At 60.6% G+C, this 24,185-nt stretch carries 19 protein-coding genes, 2 other RNA genes and 1 pseudogene; 11 read left to right on the top strand and 11 right to left on the bottom strand.

Going from position 1 to position 24,185, the window contains the following annotated elements:
• Window positions 1–599: 599 nt before the first annotated feature.
• The 4 genes from hutI (at window position 600) to KDW95_RS14075 (ending at window position 9,683) form a co-directional block, all read left to right on the top strand.
• Window positions 600–1,865 carry an imidazolonepropionase gene (hutI, locus tag KDW95_RS14090; RefSeq protein WP_255852454.1) on the top strand — a complete coding sequence of 422 codons (1,266 nt, stop codon included), beginning with the start codon at window positions 600–602 and terminating at the stop codon, window positions 1,863–1,865.
• Window positions 1,858–2,829 carry a formimidoylglutamase gene (gene hutG, locus KDW95_RS14085; protein WP_255852453.1) on the top strand — a complete coding sequence of 324 codons (972 nt, stop codon included), beginning with the start codon at window positions 1,858–1,860 and terminating at the stop codon, window positions 2,827–2,829. Before hutI ends, hutG begins: the two co-directional genes overlap by 8 nt.
• 11 nt (window positions 2,830–2,840) lie before the next feature.
• Window positions 2,841–4,514, top strand: coding sequence for a urocanate hydratase (hutU, locus tag KDW95_RS14080; protein ID WP_255852452.1), 1,674 nt, complete (start codon window positions 2,841–2,843; stop codon window positions 4,512–4,514).
• Between the two features lie 318 nt (window positions 4,515–4,832).
• Window positions 4,833–9,683, top strand: a complete 4,851-nt coding sequence (locus KDW95_RS14075) for an NAD-glutamate dehydrogenase (RefSeq protein WP_255852451.1) — start codon at window positions 4,833–4,835, stop codon at window positions 9,681–9,683.
• A 101-nt stretch (window positions 9,684–9,784) separates the two neighbouring features.
• Here the strand turns inward: KDW95_RS14075 and KDW95_RS14070 are convergent, their stop codons facing one another.
• From KDW95_RS14070 to KDW95_RS14045, 6 genes are all read right to left on the bottom strand, one after another.
• The gene (locus KDW95_RS14070; RefSeq protein ID WP_255852450.1) at window positions 9,785–11,302 is read right to left on the bottom strand and encodes a tripartite tricarboxylate transporter permease; all 1,518 of its coding nucleotides are present in this window, start codon (window positions 11,300–11,302) and stop codon (window positions 9,785–9,787) included.
• Window positions 11,303–11,327: 25 nt separating this feature from the next.
• Window positions 11,328–11,846 carry a tripartite tricarboxylate transporter TctB family protein gene (locus KDW95_RS14065; protein WP_255852449.1) on the bottom strand — a complete coding sequence of 173 codons (519 nt, stop codon included), beginning with the start codon at window positions 11,844–11,846 and terminating at the stop codon, window positions 11,328–11,330.
• A 158-nt stretch (window positions 11,847–12,004) separates the two neighbouring features.
• The gene (locus tag KDW95_RS14060; protein WP_255852448.1) at window positions 12,005–12,973 is read right to left on the bottom strand and encodes a Bug family tripartite tricarboxylate transporter substrate binding protein; all 969 of its coding nucleotides are present in this window, start codon (window positions 12,971–12,973) and stop codon (window positions 12,005–12,007) included.
• A 536-nt stretch (window positions 12,974–13,509) separates the two neighbouring features.
• Complete coding sequence (locus KDW95_RS14055; protein WP_255852447.1) at window positions 13,510–14,622, bottom strand: phosphoribosylaminoimidazolesuccinocarboxamide synthase; 1,113 nt, start codon at window positions 14,620–14,622, stop codon at window positions 13,510–13,512.
• 364 nt (window positions 14,623–14,986) lie between these two features.
• Entirely contained in the window at window positions 14,987–15,298 is a 312-nt protein-coding gene (locus KDW95_RS14050; protein ID WP_255852446.1) for a hypothetical protein, read from the bottom strand.
• 438 nt (window positions 15,299–15,736) lie between these two features.
• Window positions 15,737–16,048 carry a hypothetical protein gene (locus tag KDW95_RS14045; protein WP_255852445.1) on the bottom strand — a complete coding sequence of 104 codons (312 nt, stop codon included), beginning with the start codon at window positions 16,046–16,048 and terminating at the stop codon, window positions 15,737–15,739.
• 83 nt (window positions 16,049–16,131) lie between these two features.
• Between KDW95_RS14045 and KDW95_RS14040 the strand changes: the two are divergent.
• Together KDW95_RS14040 and KDW95_RS23515 are read left to right on the top strand one after the other, a co-directional pair.
• Window positions 16,132–16,535, top strand: a pseudogene (locus KDW95_RS14040) (phage integrase); the annotation flags it as partial.
• A complete protein-coding gene (locus KDW95_RS23515) occupies window positions 16,524–16,922 on the top strand; it encodes a tyrosine-type recombinase/integrase (RefSeq protein WP_304941555.1) in 399 nt (132 codons plus the stop codon). The pseudogene KDW95_RS14040 and the gene KDW95_RS23515, both read left to right, overlap by 12 nt.
• 273 nt (window positions 16,923–17,195) lie before the next feature.
• On the opposite strand, the gene KDW95_RS14035 is transcribed toward KDW95_RS23515, so the two are convergent.
• From KDW95_RS14035 to smpB, 3 genes are all read right to left on the bottom strand, one after another.
• Window positions 17,196–17,334, bottom strand: a non-coding RNA gene (locus KDW95_RS14035) — RtT sRNA.
• A gap of 44 nt (window positions 17,335–17,378) precedes the next feature.
• Window positions 17,379–17,737: a transfer-messenger RNA gene (gene ssrA / locus KDW95_RS14030) on the bottom strand.
• Window positions 17,738–17,864: 127 nt separating this feature from the next.
• Window positions 17,865–18,338, bottom strand: a complete 474-nt coding sequence (smpB, locus tag KDW95_RS14025) for an SsrA-binding protein SmpB (RefSeq protein ID WP_255852443.1) — start codon at window positions 18,336–18,338, stop codon at window positions 17,865–17,867.
• 226 nt (window positions 18,339–18,564) lie between these two features.
• Here smpB and KDW95_RS14020 point away from each other — a divergent pair, with 226 nt between their 5' ends.
• The 3 genes from KDW95_RS14020 to KDW95_RS14010 are packed head-to-tail and all read left to right on the top strand — an operon-like array spanning window position 18,565 to window position 20,701.
• The gene (locus KDW95_RS14020) at window positions 18,565–19,929 is read left to right on the top strand and encodes a sodium-dependent transporter (RefSeq protein ID WP_255852442.1); all 1,365 of its coding nucleotides are present in this window, start codon (window positions 18,565–18,567) and stop codon (window positions 19,927–19,929) included.
• A gap of 13 nt (window positions 19,930–19,942) precedes the next feature.
• On the top strand, window positions 19,943–20,374 hold the full coding sequence (locus KDW95_RS14015; protein WP_255852441.1) for a type II toxin-antitoxin system RatA family toxin: 432 nt from the start codon (window positions 19,943–19,945) through the stop codon (window positions 20,372–20,374).
• A 21-nt stretch (window positions 20,375–20,395) separates the two neighbouring features.
• Window positions 20,396–20,701 carry an RnfH family protein gene (locus KDW95_RS14010; protein WP_255852440.1) on the top strand — a complete coding sequence of 102 codons (306 nt, stop codon included), beginning with the start codon at window positions 20,396–20,398 and terminating at the stop codon, window positions 20,699–20,701.
• A gap of 66 nt (window positions 20,702–20,767) precedes the next feature.
• Here the strand turns inward: KDW95_RS14010 and KDW95_RS14005 are convergent, their stop codons facing one another.
• A complete protein-coding gene (locus tag KDW95_RS14005; protein ID WP_255852439.1) occupies window positions 20,768–21,103 on the bottom strand; it encodes an outer membrane protein assembly factor BamE in 336 nt (111 codons plus the stop codon).
• A 76-nt stretch (window positions 21,104–21,179) separates the two neighbouring features.
• Here KDW95_RS14005 and fur point away from each other — a divergent pair, with 76 nt between their 5' ends.
• Entirely contained in the window at window positions 21,180–21,605 is a 426-nt protein-coding gene (fur, locus tag KDW95_RS14000; RefSeq protein WP_255852438.1) for a ferric iron uptake transcriptional regulator, read from the top strand.
• Window positions 21,606–21,691: 86 nt separating this feature from the next.
• Here the strand turns inward: fur and recN are convergent, their stop codons facing one another.
• Window positions 21,692–23,359: a DNA repair protein RecN gene (gene recN / locus KDW95_RS13995; protein WP_255852437.1), complete on the bottom strand. Its 1,668-nt coding sequence runs from the start codon at window positions 23,357–23,359 to the stop codon at window positions 21,692–21,694.
• A gap of 186 nt (window positions 23,360–23,545) precedes the next feature.
• Here recN and grpE point away from each other — a divergent pair, with 186 nt between their 5' ends.
• Window positions 23,546–24,124 carry a nucleotide exchange factor GrpE gene (grpE, locus tag KDW95_RS13990; RefSeq protein ID WP_255852436.1) on the top strand — a complete coding sequence of 193 codons (579 nt, stop codon included), beginning with the start codon at window positions 23,546–23,548 and terminating at the stop codon, window positions 24,122–24,124.
• Window positions 24,125–24,185 lie beyond the last annotated feature (61 nt).

The following is a 24,185-nucleotide window of genomic DNA, read 5'->3' as shown; positions in this document are numbered from 1 at the left end:
TCTGCCTTTTGAATAGGTTTGGTGCGGACAAAGCTGTTGTTCGCCGGTTATGACGCCGCAGAGTTCCGCGAAACCGGACAAGACCGGATTGCTGCTTTTTGTGTTTTCTCGTGTCTCATTCGCCCAAGCATGCCGCCGTGGATGCCATCCAGCCCCAGGTTGTGTCGGGACTGCTTGCCTGCAGACCAGGCCGATTCCATGCCGCTTCGCCCGGCACCTGAAAACCAGGAGCAGGGTTGCAAGCCGCCGTCGGCGGGTGGCGTTTTCGGTGGGCTCTCTCCATTTACGTTTCCAGACTATTGATTTCAGGTTGTTTCTGTCCTGAAGGCAGGCACCACCCCCTGTGTTCCGCGGTCATTAAAGTTACTAATGCCGGTTAACGTATATACATATATAGCTGTTTAATCCGGGTGTCAATGCCGCCGGTTCCGGGGGCGGGCCGGTAAAGCCCGGTCTGCAGCGGGTTTGGCCTCCGTCATGCGGCAACTTCAGCCGCCGATAAAACAGGCCGGACCTTTGCGGGAGCAGGGGCGACCCGGACGATGAACCGGTCGCTTTTCAAGAAAAGATTTGCCTTATGAAAATCTTGTGTTATATATATGTATATACAAACTATGAAGCCCAAGGTGAACACGGTGTTTGAGACCTCTGAGCGAATCTGGATCAATGCGAACCTCGCCACTTTCGATACGACCCTGGAGGCCGGCTATGGTGCGCTGAACACCCAGGCGATCGGTGTGCGCGGGGGCCGTATTGTTGCTATCGCGCCCATGTCTGCGTTTGATGCCGCAGCCACCGGTGCCCAGATCATTGATGCCCGTGGCGGCTGGATGACGCCGGGCCTGGTCGATGCTCACAGCCATCTGGTGTTCGCCGGCAGCCGCGCCCGGGAGTTCGAGCTGCGTCTCAAGGGGGCCAGCTATGAAGAGATTGCCCGCAGTGGTGGCGGCATTATCTCTACCGTGCGCGCCACCCGCGCGGCCAGCGTCAATGAGCTGGTCGCGCTGTCCGAGCCGCGCCTTCAGGCGCTGATGCGCGAGGGTGTGACCTCGGTGGAGATCAAGTCCGGCTACGGCCTGAGTCTTGAGGACGAGCTGAAGATGCTGCGCGCGGCCCGCATTCTGGGCCAGCGCAATGCGGTGCGGGTTTCCACGTCGTTGCTGGCGGCCCATGCCTTGCCGCCGGAGTTTGCCGACAACGCCGATGGCTATATCGACCTGGTCTGTAACGAAATCATCCCGGCCGCCGTGGCTGAAAATCTGGCGGATGCCGTGGATGTCTTCTGCGAAAACATTGCCTTTTCGCCGGCCCAGTGCGAGCGCGTGTTCCAGGCGGCGCAGCAGCATGGCCTGGGCATCCGTGCCCATGTCGAGCAGCTGTCGAACCTGCAGGGCGCGGCCCTGGCGGCCCGTTACGGCGCCTGGTCGGTTGATCATCTGGAGTGGCTCGACGAAGAAGGCGTGCAGACCATGGCCGCGGCGGGCACGGTCGCGACCCTGCTGCCCGGCGCCTTTTATTTCCTGCGCGACACCCGGGTGCCTCCCGTCGAGCTGCTGCGCCGTTATGGCGTCGGCATGGCGGTGGCGACGGACCTGAACCCGGGCTCCTCGCCGCTGGCCTCGATTCGCCTGGCGATGAACATGGCCTGCACGCTGTTCCGCCTGACACCCGAAGAGGCCCTGGCCGGTTGCACCCGTTTCGGCGCCCGGGCACTGGGGCTGGATGACCAGGTGGGCCAGCTCAGGGTCGGCATGCAGGCGGACATGGTGTTGTGGGATATCGATCATCCGGCGGAGCTGGCGTACCAGTTTGGCGTCAACCTGGTGCGCCAGCGCATAGTGGCGGGGGAGGTGTGCAATGTTTGATCCTGATTACAGCCTGGAGAATTTCAGTGACCTCTGGAGCGGCCGTATCGACTCGGAAGAGGAGGCTCGGCTGGCCACGCGTCTGCACCAGGTGATCGCGCCACTGCGGCCTGACGCCGGGGCGGGTCTGGCACTGATCGGCTTCTGTTCCGATGAGGGGGTACGCCGCAACAAGGGTCGAGTGGGTGCAAGCCTGGCGCCGAACCTGTTGCGCAGGGCCCTGGCCAACATGCCCTGGGCGCCCGGGCGTGCTGCCTGGGACGCCGGCAATGTGTTCTGCGAGGCGCAACAACTTGAAAGCGCGCACCAGGCCCTGGCCGAACGCGTGCAGCACTGCCTGGGCGCCGGACACTTCCCGGTGGTGCTCGGTGGCGGTCACGAAGTGGCCTATGGCAGCTGGCTGGGGCTGGCACAGCATTGTGAATCCCGGGCCCGCGAAGGTCGGGCGGTGCCGCGCATCGGCATCATCAATTTCGATGCCCATTTTGATCTGCGCCTGGACAGCAATGGCGCAAGCTCCGGTACGCCTTTCTACCAGATTGCGCAGCAGTGCGCCGCGAAAGGCTGGGTGTTTCGTTACTGCTGCATAGGCGTGAGTGAAATGTCCAATACCGCGGCACTGTTTGGCCGCGCCGATAACCTGAATGTCAGCTACCGCAAGGATAGCGACCTGGGACTCAATCAGCTGGATGAGGCCCGCACGCAGCTCGAACGCTTTATGGATGACTGTGACGTGCTGTACCTGACCATCGACCTGGATGTACTGCCGGCGAGCGTTGCGCCCGGCGTCAGTGCGCCGGCGCCCCGGGGCGTGGGGCTGGATGTTCTGGAACCGCTGATCGAGTCTGTCCGGCAAACCGGAAAACTCAAACTTGCCGATGTCGCGGAATATAACCCGACTTTCGATATTGATAACTGGACCGCCCGTATAGCAGCGCGTCTTATCCACTGTATTGTTAAATGAGGCCCACAAAAATGACCCATACCCGTCGCGATACCAGCCGTGTAATCAAGGCTCCCACTGGTAGCGAAATCAGCTGCAAGAGCTGGCTCACCGAAGCCGCCATGCGCATGCTGATGAATAACCTGCATCCCGATGTGGCCGAGCGTCCGGAAGAGCTGGTGGTCTATGGTGGCATCGGCCGTGCTGCCCGCAACTGGGAATGCTACGACAAGATCATCGAAGTGCTGCAGCGCCTGGAGGACGATGAATCCCTGCTGATCCAGTCCGGCAAGCCGGTGGGTGTTTTCAAGACCCATGCCGATGCCCCCCGCGTCCTGATCGCCAACTCCAACCTGGTACCCCACTGGGCAACCTGGGAGCACTTCAACGAGCTGGATAAGAAAGGCCTGATGATGTACGGCCAGATGACCGCCGGTTCCTGGATCTACATCGGCTCCCAGGGCATCGTCCAGGGGACCTATGAAACCTTCGTCGCCATGGCCAAGCAGCACTTTGGCGGCGATGCCAGCGGCCGCTGGGTTCTGACCGGTGGCCTCGGCGGCATGGGTGGCGCTCAGCCGCTGGCCGCCACCATGGCCGGTTTCTCCTGCATCACCGTCGAGTGCGACGAAACCCGCATCGACTTCCGCCTGCGTACCCGCTACGTCGACAAGAAGGCTTACAGCCTCGACGAAGCGCTGGACATGATCGAGACCGCCAAGGCCAAGGGCGAGGCGATCTCCGTCGGGCTGCTGGGCAACTGCGCCGATGTCTTTCCCGAACTGGTTGCGCGCGGCATCACGCCGGACGTGGTTACCGACCAGACCAGCGCCCATGATCCGCTGAACGGCTACCTGCCACAGGGCTGGACCATGGAATACGCCGCCGAAATGCGCCTGAAAGATGAAGCTGCCGTGGTGGATGCCGCCAAGGACTCCATGGCGGTCCAGGTGCGCGCGATGCTGACGCTGCAGGAACGCGGTGCGGCGACTACCGACTACGGCAACAACATCCGCCAGATGGCCAAGGAGAAGGGCGTCGAGAACGCCTTCGACTTCCCGGGCTTCGTGCCGGCCTACATCCGTCCGCTGTTCTGCGAGGGCATCGGCCCCTTCCGCTGGGTGGCGCTGTCCGGCGACCCGGAGGACATCTACAAGACCGATCAGAAGGTGAAGGAGCTGATCCCGGACGACGCCCACCTGCACAATTGGCTGGACATGGCGCGCGAGCGCATCGAGTTCCAGGGGCTGCCGGCACGTATCTGCTGGGTTGGTCTGAAGGACCGTGCCCGCCTGGCGCAGGCGTTCAACGAAATGGTCCGTAACGGCGAGTTGAAGGCGCCGGTGGTTATCGGCCGCGATCACCTGGACTCCGGCTCGGTCACCAGCCCGAACCGCGAAACCGAAGCCATGAAGGACGGCTCCGATGCCATCTCCGACTGGTCAATGCTGAACGCGCTGCTCAGCACCGCCGGCGGCGCCACCTGGGTGTCCCTGCACCACGGCGGCGGTGTCGGCATGGGCTTCAGCCAGCACGCCGGCATGGTCATCGTTGCCGATGGCACCGATGCGGCCGACAAGCGCCTGGGGCGTGTACTGCGCAACGATCCGGGTACCGGCGTCATGCGTCACGCCGATGCCGGCTATGACCTGGCCATCCACTGTGCCAAAGAGCAGGGCCTGGACCTGCCCATGCTGGAGGCCTAACTCCTGCGCGATACAGTTGAGAGGTGGCGTCGCGCCGCCTCTTGCCTGCTCTTCTGTTGTATTGCTTTTTTACGCACCGGCTGGCGCCGATACGCACATATCCGCCGGCCGTTTTTTTAAGTGCCTGTGCATTCGAGTACCTATCCGCTTGTCGCCATGGTTCCTGCTGTGGCCGCAATCGAATAGGGACTGTTGACCCGCTGTCGTTCGCCTCTCCAGGGCCCGGGTCACTGTCCCGAACCGTTTACCTCTTGCAAGTTGTTTGGCTGGAATCAATCAAGGGTTGAGGGCGGTACGAGAGACATGCTGAAAGCTGCGATGCGAAAAAATAACGTCATTTCCAATCTCCAGAGTACGATTGCCAGGCGCTACCCGGCGGCCCGGGCGGCGCAACTGGACGCCCTGTGCCAGCTGTTCTGCGGCGAAGTCAGCTGCAGCGCGCTGGAAAGCCAGCAGCCGGATACGCTGCTGGCGGTGCTGCAGGGGCTGCTGGACTTTGCCGGGCAGCGTCGCCCGGGTGAGGTTCTGGTACGGGCTTTCAATCCGGATACCGGGGCTGATAACAGGGCGTCCAGCCACTCCATTATCGAGGTGATAACCGAGGATCGCTGTCACCTGGTGGCTTCGCTCGGCATGGCGCTGCAGCGCGAAGGGCTGACGGTGCACCAGGTGGTGCATCCGGTGGTGCTGGTCGAGCGGGACCCGGATGGCCAGCTGCTGTCGATTGGCACGGCGCAGGCGCACGAACGCGGTTGTCGCGAAGCCATCGTGCGGTTCGAGATCGACGGTCAGGACTCGCCGCAGCGCCTCGAGGCACTGGTCGATGGCTGCCGCCTTGCGATCGAGGATGTGTGCCTGGTCGATACCGACAGCGCGGCCATGCAGCAGCGCCTGGCGGCCGCTATCGGTGCAGCGGCGACGGTACAGCAGACGCTGGAGCGGACGAATGCTGGGGTCGAGCAGACCCTGGATTACCTCGGCTGGCTGCGGGACGGACGCTTCACCTTTATTGGCTACGCCTACTATTCCCTGTCCTGCGTGGTGCCAGAGCGCTGCCGGCTGGCGCTGGATGAGGACAGCCGGCTCGGGATCCTGCGGCTGGAGCGTCACTTCCCCGTCGACAAGAAGCAGATCGAACTGTCGCCCTACCTGTCCCGCCTGGTGCTGGACAGCAACCCGCTGATCCTCACCAAGTCGACCTACTGTTCGCCGGTCGGCCGTGCCGGTCATCTGGATTATCTGGGGGTGAAACAGTTCGATACCAGCGGACAGGTGGTGGGGGAACACCGTTTCTTTGGCCTTTACGGCCCCGATGCCTACAGTGCCTCCGCCAGCGAGGTGCCGCTGCTGCGTCTGCGTGTCGAGCAGCTCTGGTCACGCCTGGGCGTGCGCGCCGATAGCTACCGCGGCCGCCTGCTGCAGCGAATACTGGCGCACTACCCTCGCGACGAGATGCTGCAGTGCAACCCGGTGGAACTGGAGGATATTCTGCGCGGGATGCTCGAAGCCCATGACCGTCCGCAGCTGCGAGTCTTCAGCCGCAGCGATGTCTATGGCCGCTTCGTGTCCGCCATGGTGATGGTGCCGCGGGAAAAATACAGTGCCAGTCTGCGGCGGCGGCTGCAGCAGGTCCTGCTGCTGGCGCTCGATGGCAGCGACGCCGAATACCGCACCTGTGACCTCGATGGCTTGCTGGCGACGGTGCAATACCGTATCCATACCACGGACGCCCACCGCCTGAAGCTGGATATCGACGCGCTGGAGCGGCGCCTGGCCCAGGCAATGCTGAGCTGGGAGGACCGGCTGCGCACCGAGCTTGTCAGCCAGCACGGCGAGGCCGCCGGGCTCGGCTTGCTGCAGCGCTTCGGGGTTGCGCTGCCGGCGGCGTACCGGGAGGATTGTCCCGTCGAGGCGGCGGCCCGGGATCTGCTTCGGCTGCAGGGGCTCAGTGCCGCCGCGCCGCTGGCGGCCAGGCTGTACCTCAGGGATCCGCTTGACCCGGCGTCCCTGCGCTTCAAGCTCTATGGCCGTGGCCAGACGCTGGCGCTGTCATCGGTGTTGCCTATCCTGGAAAACCTGGGTGCGGAGGTGATCAGTGCCCGCCCCTACGACCTCGTTGGGCAGGGCGGCAATGCGGCCTGGATGCTGGACTTCGATATCAGCGGCGACAAGATCGATCCCGCCTGCCCCGGGCTCAGGGCGCGTTTTGAAGAGGCGTTTATCCGCACCTGCCAGCACGCGGTGGAGAACGACGGCTACAATCGCCTGATCGCGACGGCCGGGCTCGACTGGCGCCAGGTGGTGGTACTGCGGGCCATCGGCTGCTATCTGGGGCAGATTCAGTTGCCCTTTTCCCAGCCCTACCTGCAGCAGACCCTGGCACGCAACAGCGCCATTGCCGGCCTGCTGATGGAGCTGTTCGAGGCCCGCTTTGATCCCAGGCCCGATGCCATGGCTGCCTCCGGCCTGGCCGTGGCACGCTGCCTTGCCGCCCTGGAGACATCACTGGAGGCGGTGCAGAGTCTTGATGAGGACCGCATTCTGCGCGCCTTCCTCGCGGTGATCCAGGCCGTGCAGCGCACCAACTTTTACCAGCGCGACGCCAGGGGCATGCCCCGGGACTACCTGTCCCTCAAGCTGAGCCCCGCCGGCATTGCGGATATCCCCAGGCCCTGTCCACTGTTTGAGATCTTCGTGTATTCGCCCCGGGTGGAGGGCGTGCACCTGCGCGGCGGCAAGGTGGCCCGGGGTGGCCTGCGCTGGTCCGACCGGCGCGAGGACTACCGCACCGAGATCCTGGGGCTGCTCAAGGCACAGATGGTCAAGAATGCGGTGATCGTGCCGCAGGGCTCCAAGGGCGGTTTCTACTGCAAGCACCTGCCGGAGGCTGATGCCGTGTTGTGCCAGCAGGAAGCAGTTGCCTGTTACCAGATTTTTATTCGCGCGCTGCTGGATGTCACCGACAACCTTGTAAACGGCGAGGTCGTCGCCCCGCACGCCCTGGTACGTCACGACGGTGACGACCCTTACCTGGTGGTGGCCGCCGACAAGGGCACGGCGACCTTCTCCGATATCGCCAACGCCATTTCCCGGGAGTACGGCTTCTGGCTGGGCGACGCCTTTGCCTCCGGCGGTGGCAACGGCTACGACCACAAGAAAATGGGTATCACTGCCCGTGGCGCCTGGGAGTCGGTCAAGCGCCTGTTCCGCGAACAGGGGCGCGATACCCAGCGCGACGACTTCACCGTCGTCGGCATTGGTGACATGGCCGGGGATGTGTTCGGCAATGGCATGCTGTTGTCCAGGCATATCCGCCTGGTGGCGGCCTTCAATCACCGCCATATCTTTATCGATCCCGCGCCCGATGCCGCCAGCAGTTATGGTGAGCGTGAACGCCTGTTTAACCTGCCAGGCTCTGCCTGGAGTGACTATGACAGGGCCCTGATCTCGCCGGGGGGCGGTGTGTTCGAGCGCAGTGCCAAGCTGATTCCACTCAGCCTTGAAATCCGCCAGGCACTGGCAATCGAGGATGAGCCGGAGCGGGTCACGCCAGCGCAGCTGGTTCGCCATATTCTGCAGGCCCCGGTGGACCTGCTTTGGAACGGCGGCATCGGCACTTACGTCAAGGCCGGCAGCGAAACCGATGCCAGCGTTAAAGACCGGGCCAACGATGCCGTGCGCATCAATGGCCAGGATCTGCGCTGCAAGGTGGTGGCCGAGGGCGGCAACCTGGGTCTGACCCAGCGCGGTCGCATCGAATATGCCCGCGCCGGTGGCCTGATCAACACCGATGCCATCGATAACGCCGCGGGTGTTGACTGTTCGGACCATGAAGTGAACATCAAGGTGCTGTTGAACCAGGCGGTGGCCGAAACCGGGCTGGCGCTGGATGAACGCAATCGCCTGCTGGCGCAACTGGATGATGCCGTCGCCTGCGGGGTGCTGGACAACAACTACCGCCAGGCCGCTCTGCTGAGCCAGGAGTTGGCGGCGGCGTCACGAAACCTGGACAACCATGTCCAGCTCATGCATAGCCTGGCGCTTGACGGCGGTCTCGATGCCCGGCTGGAGTACCTGCCCGATGCCCAGGAACTGGCGCGGCGGGCCAAGCGCAATGAAGGCTTGTCCCGGCCGGAACTGGCGGTGCTGGTGGCGTACAGCAAGCTGCGCTTGTCGAGTCAGCTGGAGGCGGCGCAACTGGCGGATAATCCGGGCTTCAGTGCCCTGCTTGAGGCCTACTTCCCGGCGCCGCTGGTACAGCAATACCCGCAGCTGATTCAGCAGCATCCGTTGCGGCATCAGATTCTTGCAACCCAGTGTGCCGGCGAGCTGGTGAATCGCATGGGCGCATCCTTTGCGACCCTTATGATCGACGAGCTGCGCTGCACGCCACTGGAGCTTCTTTGCGCTTACAGCATCGCCAGGGAGCTGCTGGGGGCGGAGTCTCTCTGGGCAGCCATCGACTCCCTGGGTACCGAGGTCCCCTACGCTCTGCAGCGGGACCTGCTGGATCGCGTCAACGAGCCGCTGGAGCAGGCGTGCCGCTGGCTGCTTGGCAGCGCCGGGATGCTGGCCTGCGACCTGACGGATATACAGGCCACGCTGCAGCGACTGCGCTCGGACCTGATGCAGAGCCATTCGGCCTTGCAGAGCGCGGCAGAACAGCGGCGCCTGCGGGACCGGGCCGAGGCGCTGATCGGTGAGGGCATTCCCGGGGCGCTGGCCGAGGGCGTTGCGCAGTTGCCGATGATCCTGGTGGGGCTCGATATCGTGCAAATGCGTGCCGGCAGTGCACTTGAGCCCCAGCGTGCCGGCCAGGCCTGCCTCCAGCTTGAAGCACTGTTGCAGCTGAACTGGCTGCGCCTGGCCATCCACAGTCTGCCGGTGGGGGATCGCTGGCAGCGCCAGGGGCGGGCATCGCTGCGCTCTGAGCTGGACAGCCTGATCGCAGAGCTGGGACGCAGCTGGCGTGACGCCGCAGGTGCGGATGGCGATACCGGGGCGGCGAGGGAGGCTGCCTGGTTCGATGCGCTGCGCGCAGATGCCGCGGATCTTGCGACCCTGTTCGAGCCGCTTCAGGCCAGCCCGGCACCCAGCTTCATTCAACTGAGCGTGCTGCTACAGGCGCTGAAACGCCTGACACAGACTGAGCAGCGCAACGCCGCCTGATCGGAACTGCAGCCCGGCAGGGTGATACAGCACCGGGGCTATGTTGGCTTGCAGATCATGCTGCTTAAGCACAGCTGAGCCCCGGGCACAGGGGTACCGGGTTAGTGGCTTTGCGCCCTGTCCGCCGCCCCCTGGGTACCGGATTTGCTGCGCAGCTTGCGATAAATCGGGTAGCTCAGGGTGAGCAGGGCGATGCTTAGCAGCACGACAGTGATCGGGCGGGTATAGAGGAAGTCATAGCTGCCGCCTTGCAGTGACAGTGCCCGGCGGAAGTTGCTTTCCGCCATGGGACCCATGATCAGTGCCAGCACGATGGGTGAGGGTGGGAAGTCGCGCTTTTGCATGATGTAGCCGGCGATACCTGCCGCCAGCATGATGCCAATATCAAACACGCTGTTGTTGATGGCGTAAGTGCCCACCACGCAGAGCGAGAGAATGGTCGGTGTCAGTATCGCCTTGGGAATACGGATGATCTTGACCACCACCCGCAGGGACGCAAGGCCTACGGCCAGCAATACCAGGTAGCAAAACAGCATGCCGGCAAACACCGTAAAGACCAGTTCGCCATGTTCGGCGAAGAGCATGGGGCCCGGTTGCAGTCCCTGCAGCACCAGGGCACCGAGCATAACGGCCGTAACCGCATCGCCCGGAATACCCAGTGTCAGCATGGGTAGCAGGGCGCCGCCGGTACAGCCATTGGAGGCGGATTCTGCAGCGGCAACCCCTTGCAGCTCGCCCTTGCCGAAGTTTTCCTTGTTCTTGCTAAAGCGCCTGGCCTCGTTGTACGCCACGAAAGAGGCAATATCGGCGCCGGCGCCGGGGATGGAGCCGATAAAACTGCCCAGCCCTGCCGAGCGCAGGATCGTTGGAATCAGGCCCTTGATGCTGCTCCAGGGCGGAATGATGCGGCCGATAGCGCTGGCGCTGGTTTGGGCCACCTGGGTTTCAGACAGCGACTTGAAGGCTTCGGATGCGGCAAAGAGGCCGATCATGATCGGAATGAAGGGCACACTCATCAGCTCGTTAAAGCCGCCGGTGAAGCGCGGATAGCCGCTCATCGGGTCCAGCCCCACAGTGGCGATCAGCAGTCCGATACCCCCTGCGATCAGGCCCTTGAGCATGGAGTGGCTGGAGATGCTGACGATAATGCTGAGGCCAAAGACTGCCAGTGCAAAGTTTTCCGCCGCACTGAACTTCAATGCAAAGTCGGCCAGCAGCGGCGCCATGAAGATCAGAATGAGTATGCTGATGCTGCCGCCGACAAAGGATGACAGCGTCGCGGTACCCAGCGTAACACCGGCCTTGCCCTGGCGGGTCAGCTGGTAGCCGTCCAGCGCTGTGGCGGCGGCGGCGGGTGTACCCGGGATGTTCAACAGAATCGCGGTGATGGAGCCACCATAGATACCGCCAAAATACACACCCGAAATCATCAGCAGTGCCGGTACCGGGTCCATGCCGAAGGTAAAGGGCAGCAGTATCGCCACGCCCATGGTCGCGGTCAGGCCTGGAAGTATACCCAGCAGTACACCCAGGGTGACGCCCAGTACGGCGAACAGCAGCGACATGGGCTGGGCAAACAGCGCCAGTATGCCGTTGATAAGCATGCTGAAATCTTGCATTTATAGTTTCCTCGTCAGACAGGGTTCAGAAGGACCGCTCGAGCAACTCACCTTCTGGCAAGGGGACATTTAATCCAAAGTAGAACACGGCATAGATGAGGCCGGTGATGGCCATGGCGACCAGGGGCGTCATGATTCGGTGGCGATAACCGAGCAGCCATATGAGACAGGTCATATAGAGGCTGTTGGCGATCAGAAAGCCGACCAGGGGGATCAGCAGGAAGTTGGCAACGGAAACCCCTATGCCGACGGCGGATTTGATTTCGGTACGGAAGTCCCGCAGGGGTATTTTGGCCGCAGAACTGGCGCGCTTTGCGCGCACTGTCAGTGTCACCAGTCCCAGGCAAAGCGCGATAAGCAGCAGGGCGTAAACCAGGGGGAAGCGTGCGGGCCCGACATCGGTTTTCAACAGTGATGCCGGGAAAGAGGACGCGGTAAAGAGTGCGAAGGATGCCAGCGCAATGGTGACCAGCGGTATGCCGAGTTCAAGCCAGCAACTGTGAATGTGAAAGCCAGGACGGCGTGTTTCCTGTGGGGCGCTCATGGGCGGTACCTTCAGTCTGCAGCCTGGTACGAACCCTGTGCTGCCTGATTCTTATAGTATTTCGATCGGGTCTGCGCCTGGGCCTGCCTGTGGCCGGCCCCAAGCGTCAGACACCCCGGCCCGTGCAGAAGACACGGGGCAGGATGGAGTAGACAAGCTTAGCTGCCAAGCCCCAGCTTTTTCATCAGGTCCTTGAAAAAGACATCATCGCGGCTGATGGTCTTCTGGAACTCCGGCGCATCCAGGTAGGCATGGGTCAGGTTCATTTTGGCGAGCGCGCTCTTGAAGCCTTCGTCGTTGGCGGTCTGTTTAACGGCGTCACGCAGAATCACCTGAATGTCTTCGGGTGTCTTCTTGGGAACGACGATGCCACGCCAGGTCATGATGCTCAGGTCAACACCGCTTTCCTTGAGTGTCGGCACATCTTCGAATCCGGCGATACGCTCGTCCGACATAATGGTCAGGATGCGAACCTTGCCGTTGCTGACGTGATTGGCCACTTCAGCCGGGCTGACGGTCACAGCCTCAATGTGTCCGCCAAGCAGGGCGGTAACGGCAGGATTGGCGCCATCGTAGGGGATGTGGCTGAACTGGGCGCCGGTTTTGTCGGCGACAGCCTCGGCGGCCAGGTGCCAAATGGCGCCGGTGCCCGAGTTGCCTATGCGGACGGTGCCGGGATTGGCCTTGGCGTGGGCGATGAACTCTTCATAGGTTTGCCAGGGGGCATCGGCATTAACGGAGATGGCGCTCGGTTCGGCGTTGAGGCGGGCAATAGGGACAAAGTCCTCGGCCTGGAAAGTGACCATCCCCAGGTGCGGCAGCATCGCCAGTTCAACGGTACCCATGCCAATGTGGTAGCCATCAGCCCTGGCGCGCACGATTTCAGACAGGCCGACGGCACCGCCGCCACCGGTTTTGTTGACGACGCCCATCGCTTCCGGGAGGTACTGTTTGGCGGCATCGGCAAAGGCCCGGGTCACCAGGTCAGTACCGCCACCGGCGGAATAGGGCACGATGACTTCAATCTGCTTGGAGGGATAGCTGGCGGCGCTGGCGATAGAACCCAGTAGCAGGGTGCTGGTGATGATTGCTTTGGCTAGGGTGCTTACAAGCTTGCGTGGTTTCATACTAACCTCTTGTTTTTATGGGGAGCCTGTATTGGCTTGGCGGCTGGCGGTCATGGCCGGCCGATGCGCCTTGCTCGGGTATTGTTCGTTAGCGAGATGTCACGGCGTAGTCGGGCAGGTGCTGCGCCCTGTGATGCGCCTTACTTGCGCTATGCCATCCTGGGCTTGACCGGGTGCCAGTGCTCGCTGATTTGAATAATAGTATTGTATGACTTATTAGGTCAACCATCTTGTAATAATTTGTAAGTATTTGTCTTTTGGGGGGGCTTTCAGTCTGAGTGTAACGGCTCGCGGCAGGGTATCGCACTCGTTGTGAGGCAGGCGAATGCAGCGGCATCGCTGCCGCTAGCTTGATCTCGGGCGTTGTTGTCTGTGTCGGGACGCAGTCGCGCCAGCTAACGGCTGTTAGTCCGGCCTGGGGCGGCGGAAGGGGGCTGGTGCAGGGGGCTTGGCTGGAGGGTGGCGACGCACCGTTGTGGAGCCAGTGATCGCCGGGTCGCCGAAGGCCGGGCATTGCCCATGCCTGCGGCCGGTTATTATGCGCCTGTGTCGATCAGATCGTACTGGTCGCGCAGGATGGCAATGATTTCCGCCTTGGGGTTCTGCGGCAGCTCAACGGGAGTGCCGGTGATTTTTTCGGCAATGGCACGATAGGTTTCGGAAACCTGCATCAGCACTTCCTGGGGCAGGGCATTGTCACGCGCCAGTGCCTGGCGCTCGGTCATGCGGTCCTTGTTGAGCAGGATATCAGGGTCCGGGAAGTGGTTGAGCAGCAGTTGGCGAAAGGCTTCCTTGGACTGCTCCACCACCTTGCCGGCGCGGTATTCGGGGCCGTCCCAAATGCGGGAGGAGTCGGGTGTGCCGACTTCATCCATGTAAATCAGCTTCTCGGTACCGCTGCTGTCAGTGACGTAGCCAAATTCGAATTTGGTATCAACAAAGACCTGATCCAGCTTGGCCAGTGACTTGCTGATCACCTCAAAGCCGTCCCGCAGCAGTTCTTCGTAGCGCTCGATATCCTCGGCGCGACGAAAGTTGAAGGCCTGATAGTTGTTGCGAATGTCGTTGCGGCTGATGTTCACATCATCGGCTTCCGGTACGCCCGGGATGCCCTGCAGAATCCCCTTGGTGGAGGGCGTGATCAGCAGTTCGGGCAGCGGCTGGTCCTTCTGCAGGCCATCGGGCAGTTCAATGCCGCAGAAGGTGCGCTCACCCTTGGCATAGGCACGCCACATCGAGCCGGTAATATACTGACGGCCGATCGCTTCAATCATTACCGGGCGGGCTTTCTGCACGATCCAGACAAAGGGGTGGGGGATATCCAGAATATGGCTGTCCGCCAGGCCCTGCTCGCGGAACAGCTTGAACCAGTGGTTGGAGATGGCGTTAAGCGCGGCGCCCTTGCCGGGTACGCCCTGCATGCCGCCTTCGCCGTGCCAGATGCAGTCGAAGGCGGAGATGCGGTCACTGATAACCATGATGGCCAAGGGGGCATCGGAGACAACGTCATAGCCCTTTTCTTCGATCAGGCGACGGCTGTCCGCTTCGGTCAGCCAGTACACGGAGCGGACTTTCCCGCTGTGTACCGGGCGATCGGTGCGAATCGGCAGATCATTGTTCACGGCCAATACGTGGTTGGCAAGACTCATGGCAAGCTGTCCTGTGTCGGAATGGATAGGGTTAATAGTTGCAGATACACAAGCACGTTACGAGCGAACTCAAGAGCGCGAATGTAGCAGATCTGCTCGGCACTGGCACCCTGTACGGTACCGCCACCTCGGCATTGAGCCTCGCCTGTGCAGTCTCGGAGCGCGACGCTGTCGCCGGGGGATACTCGGGGCAGTATCGCTGGCCCTATACGGCAAGGGTTATCGCCGTGGGTCGCAAGGCAGGGGTATACGAAAAACGTTGTGAGTGTCGCGGCTGGCAGGGCCTGCTTTTTACGGGCTGGATTTAGCTCAGTATTTGACAGAAAAAAGCAAAGCCTGGCATTTTGAACACAGGACGGACTCGTTACGGGCAGTGCTCCACGATCTTTTCCAGTGCCTTGTCGGTGCCTTTGTTCTTGTAGTCGTTGCGCCAGAATTTGCACTGGGGACTGTTGTACTGCTGCAGTCGCTGTTGTTCCAGCCTCTGTCGATACTGTTCACGATTGCGTTCAGTGGCCTGCTGGTGGGCCCGTTCAGTTGCCCGTTCAGAGGCCTGGGTGATCTGGTAGGCGGAGAAGGTGATAAAGCCAAACCAAAGCATCCAGGAAACGGCGCCTGCGGCCAGAATTCCAAGCATTATGTGCAGCCAAAGCCAGCGGTCTCTGTAATCGCCCATCCTTTCCTTTCCCTGTTGCCACGTTTGCAGTTTCTGACGGGGTAGCCGTTCAGGCTGTGCTTGGGTTCCCGTTCGCCGTGCCGTGCCCCGTACTCCAAGTCGTTTTCTGGTGGGGAGTGGCGCGGCTGAGTGGCTGATCCATTTCAGCGAGTGCCGGCAGCCGCTACTGTAGCAGCCTGCTGTGGGCGACAGCGACAAGAATAGGCGGCAATAGGGTGCTGTGTTCGTGCGTCCTGGCTGATGGGTGCCCGCGTACCGATTGGCGCGCTGCTTGCCGGGGCGTCGGCACTAGCAGGCCAGGTCCCGTAACACTACGGACGAAAGAACTCACACAGACGCAACTGTGCAAGATCATTGAGCAGGGACCCAAGGAACGACGATTAGCGAGTAAGGTGGCCGCGCAGTGGGCCGGAGATATCTCGGCGGACTTTGAGGAGCCTACTCACTGGAAGCGCGGTTTAAGGCATCTCGCTGTACATGTATCTGTGCGGCACGATCGATCTGCTCGGCCAGGCTCAGCATCTGTTTGTATTTCTCATCAGTTTCAGCCGCTTGGTCACGGTAGAACTCTTTGGCATAGCGGAAGAGTTGAGATGCCTTGTCGGTCGAGTACAGGCAATAGCCTTTGAGTTCGTTCAGGGCGTGCTCTATTTCGTGGAGTGCCCGGAAGTTGGTGCGAGGGTTGGGATTGGTCAGCAGGGTATATTTCAGCTCCATGGCGATAGAGCTGATATGTAAAGAGGGGTTCATGTTGGGCATTTCCGAATTTGAGCCGGGCGAAATTTACAACATGAACCGGGAGCATGCAAACCCTTCGTTAGTTGGTGGATCCTATGGGGATAAAGAAGACAGCAACGGGCCGTTGGCGTGTCGATTGCGGGCCAATCAAGGGAAGACGTTTTCGTAAGAAGTTCGATACCAAAGCAGAAGCCAAGCGCTTTGAAGCCGTTGTCCGGCTGAAGATGGCCAGGAACAATGACTGGTCACCGAGCGCTAAAGACCGTCGCAGGCTGCTGGAGCTGATAGAGCTTTGGTATGACTTGCACGGCCACTCCTTGCGGGATGGTGCACGGCGGCGTCGAATGCTTGATCGCTTGGCTAACCGCCTGCGCAATCCTGTAGGGGACACATTGATCCAGGGCTCTATGCCAAGGATCGCCGGCTGAGGTCGGAAGCGGGGATCTCTGATAAAACGCTGAACAATGGGCTGACCTATCTCCGGGCCGTGTTCAACGAGCTGGGTGCGTTGCAGCAGATCAGTTACCCGAACCCGTTGCAGACACTCAAGCCGGTCAAGTTGCAGGAACAGGAGCTCTCCTGGCTGACAACAGAGCAGATCAACGAGTTGCTAACAGCGATTCGGTCCCGAACGTCACCCCAGGCAAATCCGCACCTGGAACCGATAGTGCTTGTCTGCCTGGCAACAGGTGCTCGATGGTCCGAAGCTCAAGGATTAACGGCAAGTACCGTTCGAAACAACGCTGTCACGTTTACCAATACAAAGTCAGGGAAGGTGCGGACTATCCCGATTGCAGCAGAGCTGGCGGAGCGCTTGAAGGCGCATTGGACACTGTATGGACCCTTTACCAGCAGCATTGGGGCGTTCAGGCGGATACTGGCATGAACGACTATCGAGCTACCCAGTGGCCAGGCATCACACGTCCTACGCCACACCTTCGCATCACACTTCGTCATGGGTGGCGGGAACATACTGACGCTGCAGCGGATCTAGGGGCATTCATCGGTCAAGATGACCATGCGGTATGCGCACCTGGCGCCAGAGCATCTAAAGGACGCTATAGACCTGGGTCCGGTTCGCTTCGGTGACACCTTGAGGAAAAATTTCGGCCTAGAATAGAAAAAATCCTGTAAAAACAGGTCATTATCAACGGGCATTTGGTGGAGGTGGCGGGATTACTCGGATCTTCGACCCTCGCCCTTCGGGCCGTTGCCGCAAGCGGCACCGTTGTCTCCCGCACTGCGTCCGACTCGAACCCGCTACGCGGATTCTCAAGTCCACCACCTCTAACAAAGCTCCAACAAAAAAGGCCACCTTTCGGTGACCTTCGTTGTCGGTATTTGGTGGAGGTGGCGGGTTTCGAACCCGCGTCCGCCAATCCTCTGCCTTAAGATCTACATGCTTAGGCTTCTCGATTAGATTAACCCGTCGCGACCCGAGAGCCAGGGTGCTGTGGGCGAGCCTCTTTAGTTTTAACCGTTCAGCTTGAGACAAAGCATCCAGGCGATTCTGTCTCCAATGACACCGCAAAACCTCTGAGTTACAGACACCTTAGAGAGCGGCGCTAGCGGCCTTAAGCTGCTAGAGCGTAGTTATCGTCGTTAGCAACTATAACTGTGTAGTGACGGATTTACGAGATTCACTACAAACTCGACATGCACCCAAGGGTTCGTAATCAGCGTCGAAGCCAAGTCACCCCCGTAGATGCGGCCAGTATACGGTTTTTGTCGTGAGAGTGGTATCTTTTTGCGGGCCTGGCGGGGCGAGGACGTGAAAAAGTCGATCGGTACCGGCGCTTGTGAGCGCCGGCATGGAGGGGCAGGTCGATCAGCGGGTTGCCAGGGCGCGTTGTTTTTCGCGCTCGCCTTCGCGGTCTTTTTCTGCAGCACGCTTGTCATGCAGTTTCTTGCCCTTTACGAGGGCAATTTCGCATTTGACCCGGCCACCTTTCCAGTACATGGCAAGCGCCACGCAGGTGTGGCCCTTGGCCTGGGTTGCCACCAGCAGCTTGTCGATCTGGCGCCGGTGCAGCAGCAGCTTGCGGTCGCGCCGAGGGTCGGCAACCACATGGGTGCAGGCGCTGATCAGTGGAGTGAAGTGAGCGCCCACGAGCCATGCCTCATCGTTCTTGAGGATGACGTAGGAATCGACCAGTTGAGCGCGGCCGTCGCGCAGACTCTTGACTTCCCAACCGGTGAGGACGACACCTGCTTCGAATTTTTCTTCGATGCTGTATTCGTGTCGTGCCTTTTTGTTGAGGCAGATCGTCGAGCTGCTGTTCTTGGGTTTCTTGTTTGCCATGGTGGGCGATTATATCGATGCACTGTCAGGCTGGAAAGCTGCGCGTGCTGTTTCGCCATGGCTGGATGCAAAAAAACAGCCATTGCCTGGCAAAACGGTTGCCTGAGTCCGGCAAAATAGGAAGAATGCCTCGTTTTGCGTTGCGAAGCAGGATGGCCGACACGGGGTTGATGTGCGTCGCCGTATTCGCTGGCAGCGCTGAGTGATTGTTTTTAAAGAGGCAAGTATGCAGGAACGGCAGTCGATACATGGCACCTGGGCCAACCGCTGGATCTTTATTCTGGCAGCGACCGGCTCGGCCGTCGGTCTGGGCAACATTTGGAAGTTCCCCTATATCACGGGTGAAAACGGTGGCGGTGCTTTTGTACTGGTGTACCTGGTGTGCATTTTGCTCGTCGGTGTACCCATCATGATGGGCGAGGCTCTGATCGGTCGCCGGGCACGCTGTAACCCCGTGAACGCATTGAAGGTCACGGCAAGCGAGTCGGGGCTTTCGACCGGTTGGCAGGCGGTTGGCTGGATGGCTGCGCTGGCGGGATTTCTTATATTCAGTTTTTACTCGGTTGTGGCCGGCTGGGTGCTGAACTATATCGCCGGCATGGTCCAGGGTGACTATATCGATATGGGGCGGGATCAGGCGGCAGCCCAGTTCGACTTGCTGTTGGCGGATCCAAAGCTGATGCTGGTGTGGCACTCAGTGTTCGTGGTGCTGGTGATGCTGGTGGTCGTTGGCGGAGTCAACAAGGGACTGGAGCGCGCCACCCGTATCATGATGCCGGCGCTGTTCGCGCTGCTGGCGCTGTTGCTGGGGTACTCCTTTACGACCGGGCATTTTGGCGAAGGCCTGGCGTTTCTGTTTCATTTTGCCCCTGAGGATCTGACCTGGGACAGCGTGCTGGTGGCCCTGGGTCATTCGTTCTTTACGCTGTCTCTGGGTATGGGGGCCATTCTGGCGTACGGCTCCTATATGCCCAAAAACGCATCGATTGGCGGCACCGTCATGACGATCGCCTTCCTTGATACGCTGGTTGCCCTGGCGGCGGGTATGGCGATCTTTCCGATTGTTTTCGCCAACGAGCTGGATCCGGGCGCGGGCCCAGGGCTGATGTTTATCACGTTGCCGGTGGCTTTTGGGCAGATGCCCGGCGGTCAGCTGTTTGGCTTCCTGTTCTTTCTGCTGGTGGGCGTCGCGGCCTGGACGTCGGCTATTTCGCTGATGGAGCCGGCGACGGCCTGGCTGGTCGAGCGACTCAAGCTGAAACGTCTGCCGGCCTGTTTGATTCTGGGTGCTGCGGGCTGGGCCATGGGGGTTGCGAGCCTGGGGTCGTTCAACATCCTTGCGGACTTCAAGTTGCTGGGCATGACGACCTTTGACTTCCTGGATTTTGTGACGGCCAATATCATGCTGCCGCTGGGCGGGCTCTTTCTGTCGATCTATGTGGGCTGGTTTATGCAGCGCTCGGCAATCATGGATGAGCTGGCCATGAAAAATAAACTGCACTTCCAGTTGTGGTACTGCGTACTGCGGTTCGTAGCGCCGGTTGCCGTGGCGATCATTTTCGCGCTAAATCTGTATCAGAAACTGGCATAAGGACTTTTATCCGATGACCCGTGTCGAGCGCAGTGCGCTGGTGTTGCATACCGCCGAGCAAATGTTTGACCTGATCAACGATGTTGATGCCTACCCGCAGTTTTTGCCCTGGTGTGCGTCCACCGAGTTGATCCGGTCCGAAGAAACCGAGCTGGTGGCGACGCTGCATTTGGCCAAGGCAGGGCTTAAATACAGCTTTACCACTCGCAATCGGCTCGAGCGCCCGGGGAAAATGATCATCGAGCTGGTAGAGGGGCCTTTTGCATCGCTCAGTGGTGTCTGGACCTTCACGCCGCTTGGCGATGAAGCCTGCAAGGTGCACCTTGACCTGAGTTTCGATTTCGAAGGCAAGTTGACCGGTATGGCCATGTCCAGGGTATTTAGCCAGGTGGCGACGACCCTGGTGGATGCATTCGTGACCCGGGCGGACAAGGTCTACGGTTAAACAATAAAGGACCTAATGCAGATGATTACAGTCGAGGTTGCTTTTGCGCTGCCGCAGGAGCAGAAAATCATATCGTTGCAGGTCGAGCAGGACTGTACGGCGCATGATGCGGTGATCAAGTCTGGCATCGTGACGCTGTTTCCGCAGATCGACCCTGATAATGCCCCCATGGGTGTATTCGGTAAAGCGATCCGAGATCCCAAAGAGTATGTGATGCGCGAGGGCGATCGGATAGAGATCTATCGGCCGCTGATCGCTGACCCCAAGGAGGCGCGCGCCAAGCGGGCAGCCAAGATGAAAGCGCAAAAAGCTGCCGGGCAGGACTAGCCTTTGGGCGGGATGCTGTAAATCGGGAGGCGGGGCAGCAGCGGGTGCGCTGCCCTGAACAGGCTGTTACTGCGCGGCGACCGGGCGGTAGTCACCACTGATGCGGCTGAGCTGGTCACCGTCGAAATACAGCGAGACACCTTCCTGTGTGCGGGCTTCGCCGCCGAGTTTCATGCTGTAGATATAGTCCCAGCGATCGGGACTGAAGGTGTCGGTAATCAGCGGGGTACCCATCACGAAACGGACCTGGTTGCGGGTCATGCCGGGCTTGAGCTGATTGACCATTTCCTGGGTAACGACGTTGCCCTGGGGGATATCAATCTTGTGTACGCCGGGGAACTCGGCACAGCCGGTGATCAAAATGCTGGCGGTGATGCCGATAAGAACCTTCCGTATCTGCATTAAACTTCCACTATGGTGCATAAACAAAGATAATGGAGTCTAACATTCCAAATCGCGAACAGCATAGAGAAAGATTATGGCGCTTGAAAATCAGGAACTGCGCAAGGCAGGACTGAAAGTCACCCTGCCCAGGGTCAAGATTTACCAGATTCTGGAGCGTGCCGGTGAGGGAGACCACTTTAGCGCCGAAGACATCTATAAGTTGTTGATCGAACAGGGAGAAGATGTCGGCTTGGCAACGGTTTACCGGGTGCTGACGCAGTTCGAAACCGCAGGTTTGGTGTCGCGGCATCACTTCGAAGGCGGGCATTCGGTGTTCGAACTGGCCAGTGAGCAGCAGCACGACCATGTGGTCTGTGTGCGCTGTGGCAGAGTGCGGGAGTTTTCCGATCCCGAGCTGGTGCGGCGCCAGAATGCGATTGCTGACGAGCTGGGCTTTCGCCTGACGGATCGCACCTTGTACCTGTATGGCTTGTGCAAGGACGGTTGCGATAAGCGCTAACGACCTTTTGCAAGGTGCAGGTACCCAAGAAAGCCGGTGAAAGCCGGCTTTCCTGCGTTTGCGGGGCTGCCTGGCCGGCGGCGGAGTTATCCGAAACCCAGCATTTCCCGGGCGTGGGCGACGGAGCGCTCGGTGATGTCGATACCCCCGAGCATGCGGGCCACTTCCTGCACGCGATCGCTCTTATCCAGGTTGCGGATGCGGGTGTGGGTGTGAACATCGCCGGCAATCTTGCTGACGAACAGGTGCTGGTGCCCCTGCGAGGCAACCTGTGGCTGGTGCGTTACGCAGAGTATCTGGGCGCGTTCGCCGAGTTCGCGCAGCATGCGGCCCACGACCTCGGCAATGGCACCGCCGATGCCGACATCGACTTCATCGAAGATCAGCGTAGGTGTGGCGGAAGTCTGGGCCGTGATGACCTGAATCGCCAGGCTGATGCGGGATAGTTCGCCGCCCGATGCCACCTTGCCGAGCGGGCGCGCCGGCTGGCCGCGGTTGGCACTGATAAGGAACTCGACTTCTTCCAGTCCGTGGGGGCCCTGGCGTTCGTCTGGCAGCGGACTCAGGCTCACTTCGAAGCGAGCGTCGTTCATGCCCAGCTCATGCAGCTGGGCATCTACCGCCTTGCTGAGCTGGCGCGCGGCCTTTTGCCGGCCTCGGCTCAGGCGTGCGGCCGCCTTGCTGTAGGATTCCCGTGCAGCAGCAACGGCCTGGGCGAGCAGGTCGAGTTCATCATCGGAGCGGCACAGGGAGTCGAGTTCCTGTTTCAGGCCGGCATGGAAGTTCACGAGGTCTTCGGGCTTGACGCGGTGCTTGCGGGCGATGTCGTAAATGGTCGTGAGGCGCTCCTCGACTTCCTGCTGGCGCTGCGGGTTGACCTCGACCCGGTCCAGGTAATGGCGGATTTCCTGGCTGGCTTCCTCAATCTGTATCTGGGCACTGCCAAGCATTTCGCTGGCCTGCTGCAAGGCAGGGGACTGCACATCCAGCGAATGCAGCAGCTGTTCACAGTGTGCCAGCAGGCTGAGGCAGTTGGCCTGTTCGGCGTCGGCGGTCAGTTCCAGTAGCTGGTGTCCGGTGTGCAGGATGTCGTCGGCGCTGTTGAGCGTTTTCTGTTCCTCTTCCAGTGCGCTGAGCTCGCCGTCCCGCAGGCCAAGCTGGTCCAGTTCTTCGGTCTGGTAGCTCAGCAGCTGGACGCGGGCCGCCTGCTCGGCGCTCTGTTCGGTCAGGCTGCTCAGTTCCTGGTCCAGCCGGCGCCAGCGCTGGAAAGAGTCCCGTACCTGTTCGGCCTGCTTGCTCTGGCCGGCATGCTCATCCAGCAGGGTGCGGTGGTAGTCGCGCTTGAGCAGGCGCTGGTGCTCGTGCTGGCCGTGGATATCCACCAGATGATCCGCCAGGGTGCGGATGGCCGTTACCGGGCAGGGCTGGCCATTGATATAGGAGCGGGAGCGCCCTTCGCGGGTGATCACCCGGCGCAGGATGCAGTCGCCGTCCTGGTCAAGATCCTGTTGCTGCAGCCAGGCGGTGGCATCGGGCAGGCCGCTGATATTGAAGCTGGCGACGATTTCGGCGCGTTCGGCGCCGGTACGTACGACGCCGGTTTCGGCGCGATCACCCAGGGCCAGGGCCAGGGCGTCGAGCATGATGGACTTGCCGGCACCGGTCTCGCCGCTGATAACGGTCATGCCGGCGGCAAGTTCGAGGTCCAGGCTTTCGACAATGGCAAAGTTGCGGATCGTCAGCTGACTGAGCATGGTGGCTTTATACCTGTGTTTTCATACAGTGTTTTTACTGTATAGGTCATTTCCATTGCTGTTGCAATCACCGCAGCATCTGGCTGCAATTTTTTTCGGTGGCAGCGGTTGAATCAGCGGTGAATAACCCCATATACAGCAGCAGTAATGTTTTCAAACATCTTGGCATTGAGGTGGGTAGCAGGAATGGCAGAGCAAGAGAAAAATCCGGCGGAAGAAATCCTGGAGTCGCCGGTCGCCGATGAGCAGGTGGTCGATGCCGCGGCAGAGGCAGCAGATGCTGCAGAGCTGCCCGACGCCCAGACACTGGCCCAGGAACTCGAAACTGTCACCTCGGAAATGGACGAGTTGCGTGATCAGCTGTTGCGCACTCAGGCCGACTTCATGAATGTACGTCGTCGTGCCGAGCAGGATGTGGAGAAGGCACACAAGTTTGGCGTCGAGAAGTTCGCCAATGAAATGTTGCCGGTCGTCGACAGCCTGGAACGCGCCGTCGAGGCTTTCGACAAGGAAGACGCTGCCACGCAGGCGATTCGCGAAGGTGTCGAGCTGACGCTGGGCATGCTGGTATCGGGTCTGGGCAAGTTCAAGGTCGAGCCGGTTGAGCCGCAGGGCGCAACCTTCGACCCTGCGCTGCACCAGGCCATGTCGCTGGTGGACGCGCCGGATACAGCGCCCAACACCGTGGTCGCCGTCGTCCAGAAAGGCTACACCCTCAACGGGCGCCTGTTGCGCCCGGCGATGGTCATGGTTTCGAAAAGTTAAGCAAAGACTTTAGGGTCTGGCGCTTGAAACGGCGACATCCGGCCCTATATAGAACTGCAAG

The organism is Marinobacterium rhizophilum, assembly GCF_024397915.1.
GTDB lineage: Bacteria > Pseudomonadota > Gammaproteobacteria > Pseudomonadales > Balneatricaceae > Marinobacterium_A > Marinobacterium_A rhizophilum_A.
Note: the sequence above shows the minus strand (reverse complement) of the source record. Positions and strands in the feature narration are given on the sequence as shown.

Bases quoted from the DNA above. Each gene is read 5' to 3' on its own strand.
- KDW95_RS14075 (WP_255852451.1), top strand. From the start codon at position 4,833: ATGCGAAAAAATAACGTCATTTCCAATCTCCAGAGTACGATTGCCAGG.
- KDW95_RS14055 (WP_255852447.1), bottom strand. From the start codon at position 14,622: ATGAGTCTTGCCAACCACGTATTGGCCGTGAACAATGATCTGCCGATT.
- hutU (WP_255852452.1), top strand. From the start codon at position 2,841: ATGACCCATACCCGTCGCGATACCAGCCGTGTAATCAAGGCTCCCACT.
- KDW95_RS14010 (WP_255852440.1), top strand. From the start codon at position 20,396: ATGATTACAGTCGAGGTTGCTTTTGCGCTGCCGCAGGAGCAGAAAATC.
- KDW95_RS14005 (WP_255852439.1), bottom strand. From the start codon at position 21,103: ATGCAGATACGGAAGGTTCTTATCGGCATCACCGCCAGCATTTTGATC.
- KDW95_RS14045 (WP_255852445.1), bottom strand. From the start codon at position 16,048: ATGAACCCCTCTTTACATATCAGCTCTATCGCCATGGAGCTGAAATAT.
- smpB (WP_255852443.1), bottom strand. From the start codon at position 18,338: ATGGCAAACAAGAAACCCAAGAACAGCAGCTCGACGATCTGCCTCAAC.
- hutI (WP_255852454.1), top strand. From the start codon at position 600: ATGTATATACAAACTATGAAGCCCAAGGTGAACACGGTGTTTGAGACC.
- KDW95_RS14070 (WP_255852450.1), bottom strand. From the start codon at position 11,302: ATGCAAGATTTCAGCATGCTTATCAACGGCATACTGGCGCTGTTTGCC.
- grpE (WP_255852436.1), top strand. From the start codon at position 23,546: ATGGCAGAGCAAGAGAAAAATCCGGCGGAAGAAATCCTGGAGTCGCCG.
- KDW95_RS14020 (WP_255852442.1), top strand. From the start codon at position 18,565: ATGCAGGAACGGCAGTCGATACATGGCACCTGGGCCAACCGCTGGATC.
- recN (WP_255852437.1), bottom strand. From the start codon at position 23,359: ATGCTCAGTCAGCTGACGATCCGCAACTTTGCCATTGTCGAAAGCCTG.
- hutG (WP_255852453.1), top strand. From the start codon at position 1,858: ATGTTTGATCCTGATTACAGCCTGGAGAATTTCAGTGACCTCTGGAGC.
- KDW95_RS14050 (WP_255852446.1), bottom strand. From the start codon at position 15,298: ATGGGCGATTACAGAGACCGCTGGCTTTGGCTGCACATAATGCTTGGA.
- KDW95_RS14060 (WP_255852448.1), bottom strand. From the start codon at position 12,973: ATGAAACCACGCAAGCTTGTAAGCACCCTAGCCAAAGCAATCATCACC.
- KDW95_RS14065 (WP_255852449.1), bottom strand. From the start codon at position 11,846: ATGAGCGCCCCACAGGAAACACGCCGTCCTGGCTTTCACATTCACAGT.
- fur (WP_255852438.1), top strand. From the start codon at position 21,180: ATGGCGCTTGAAAATCAGGAACTGCGCAAGGCAGGACTGAAAGTCACC.
- KDW95_RS14015 (WP_255852441.1), top strand. From the start codon at position 19,943: ATGACCCGTGTCGAGCGCAGTGCGCTGGTGTTGCATACCGCCGAGCAA.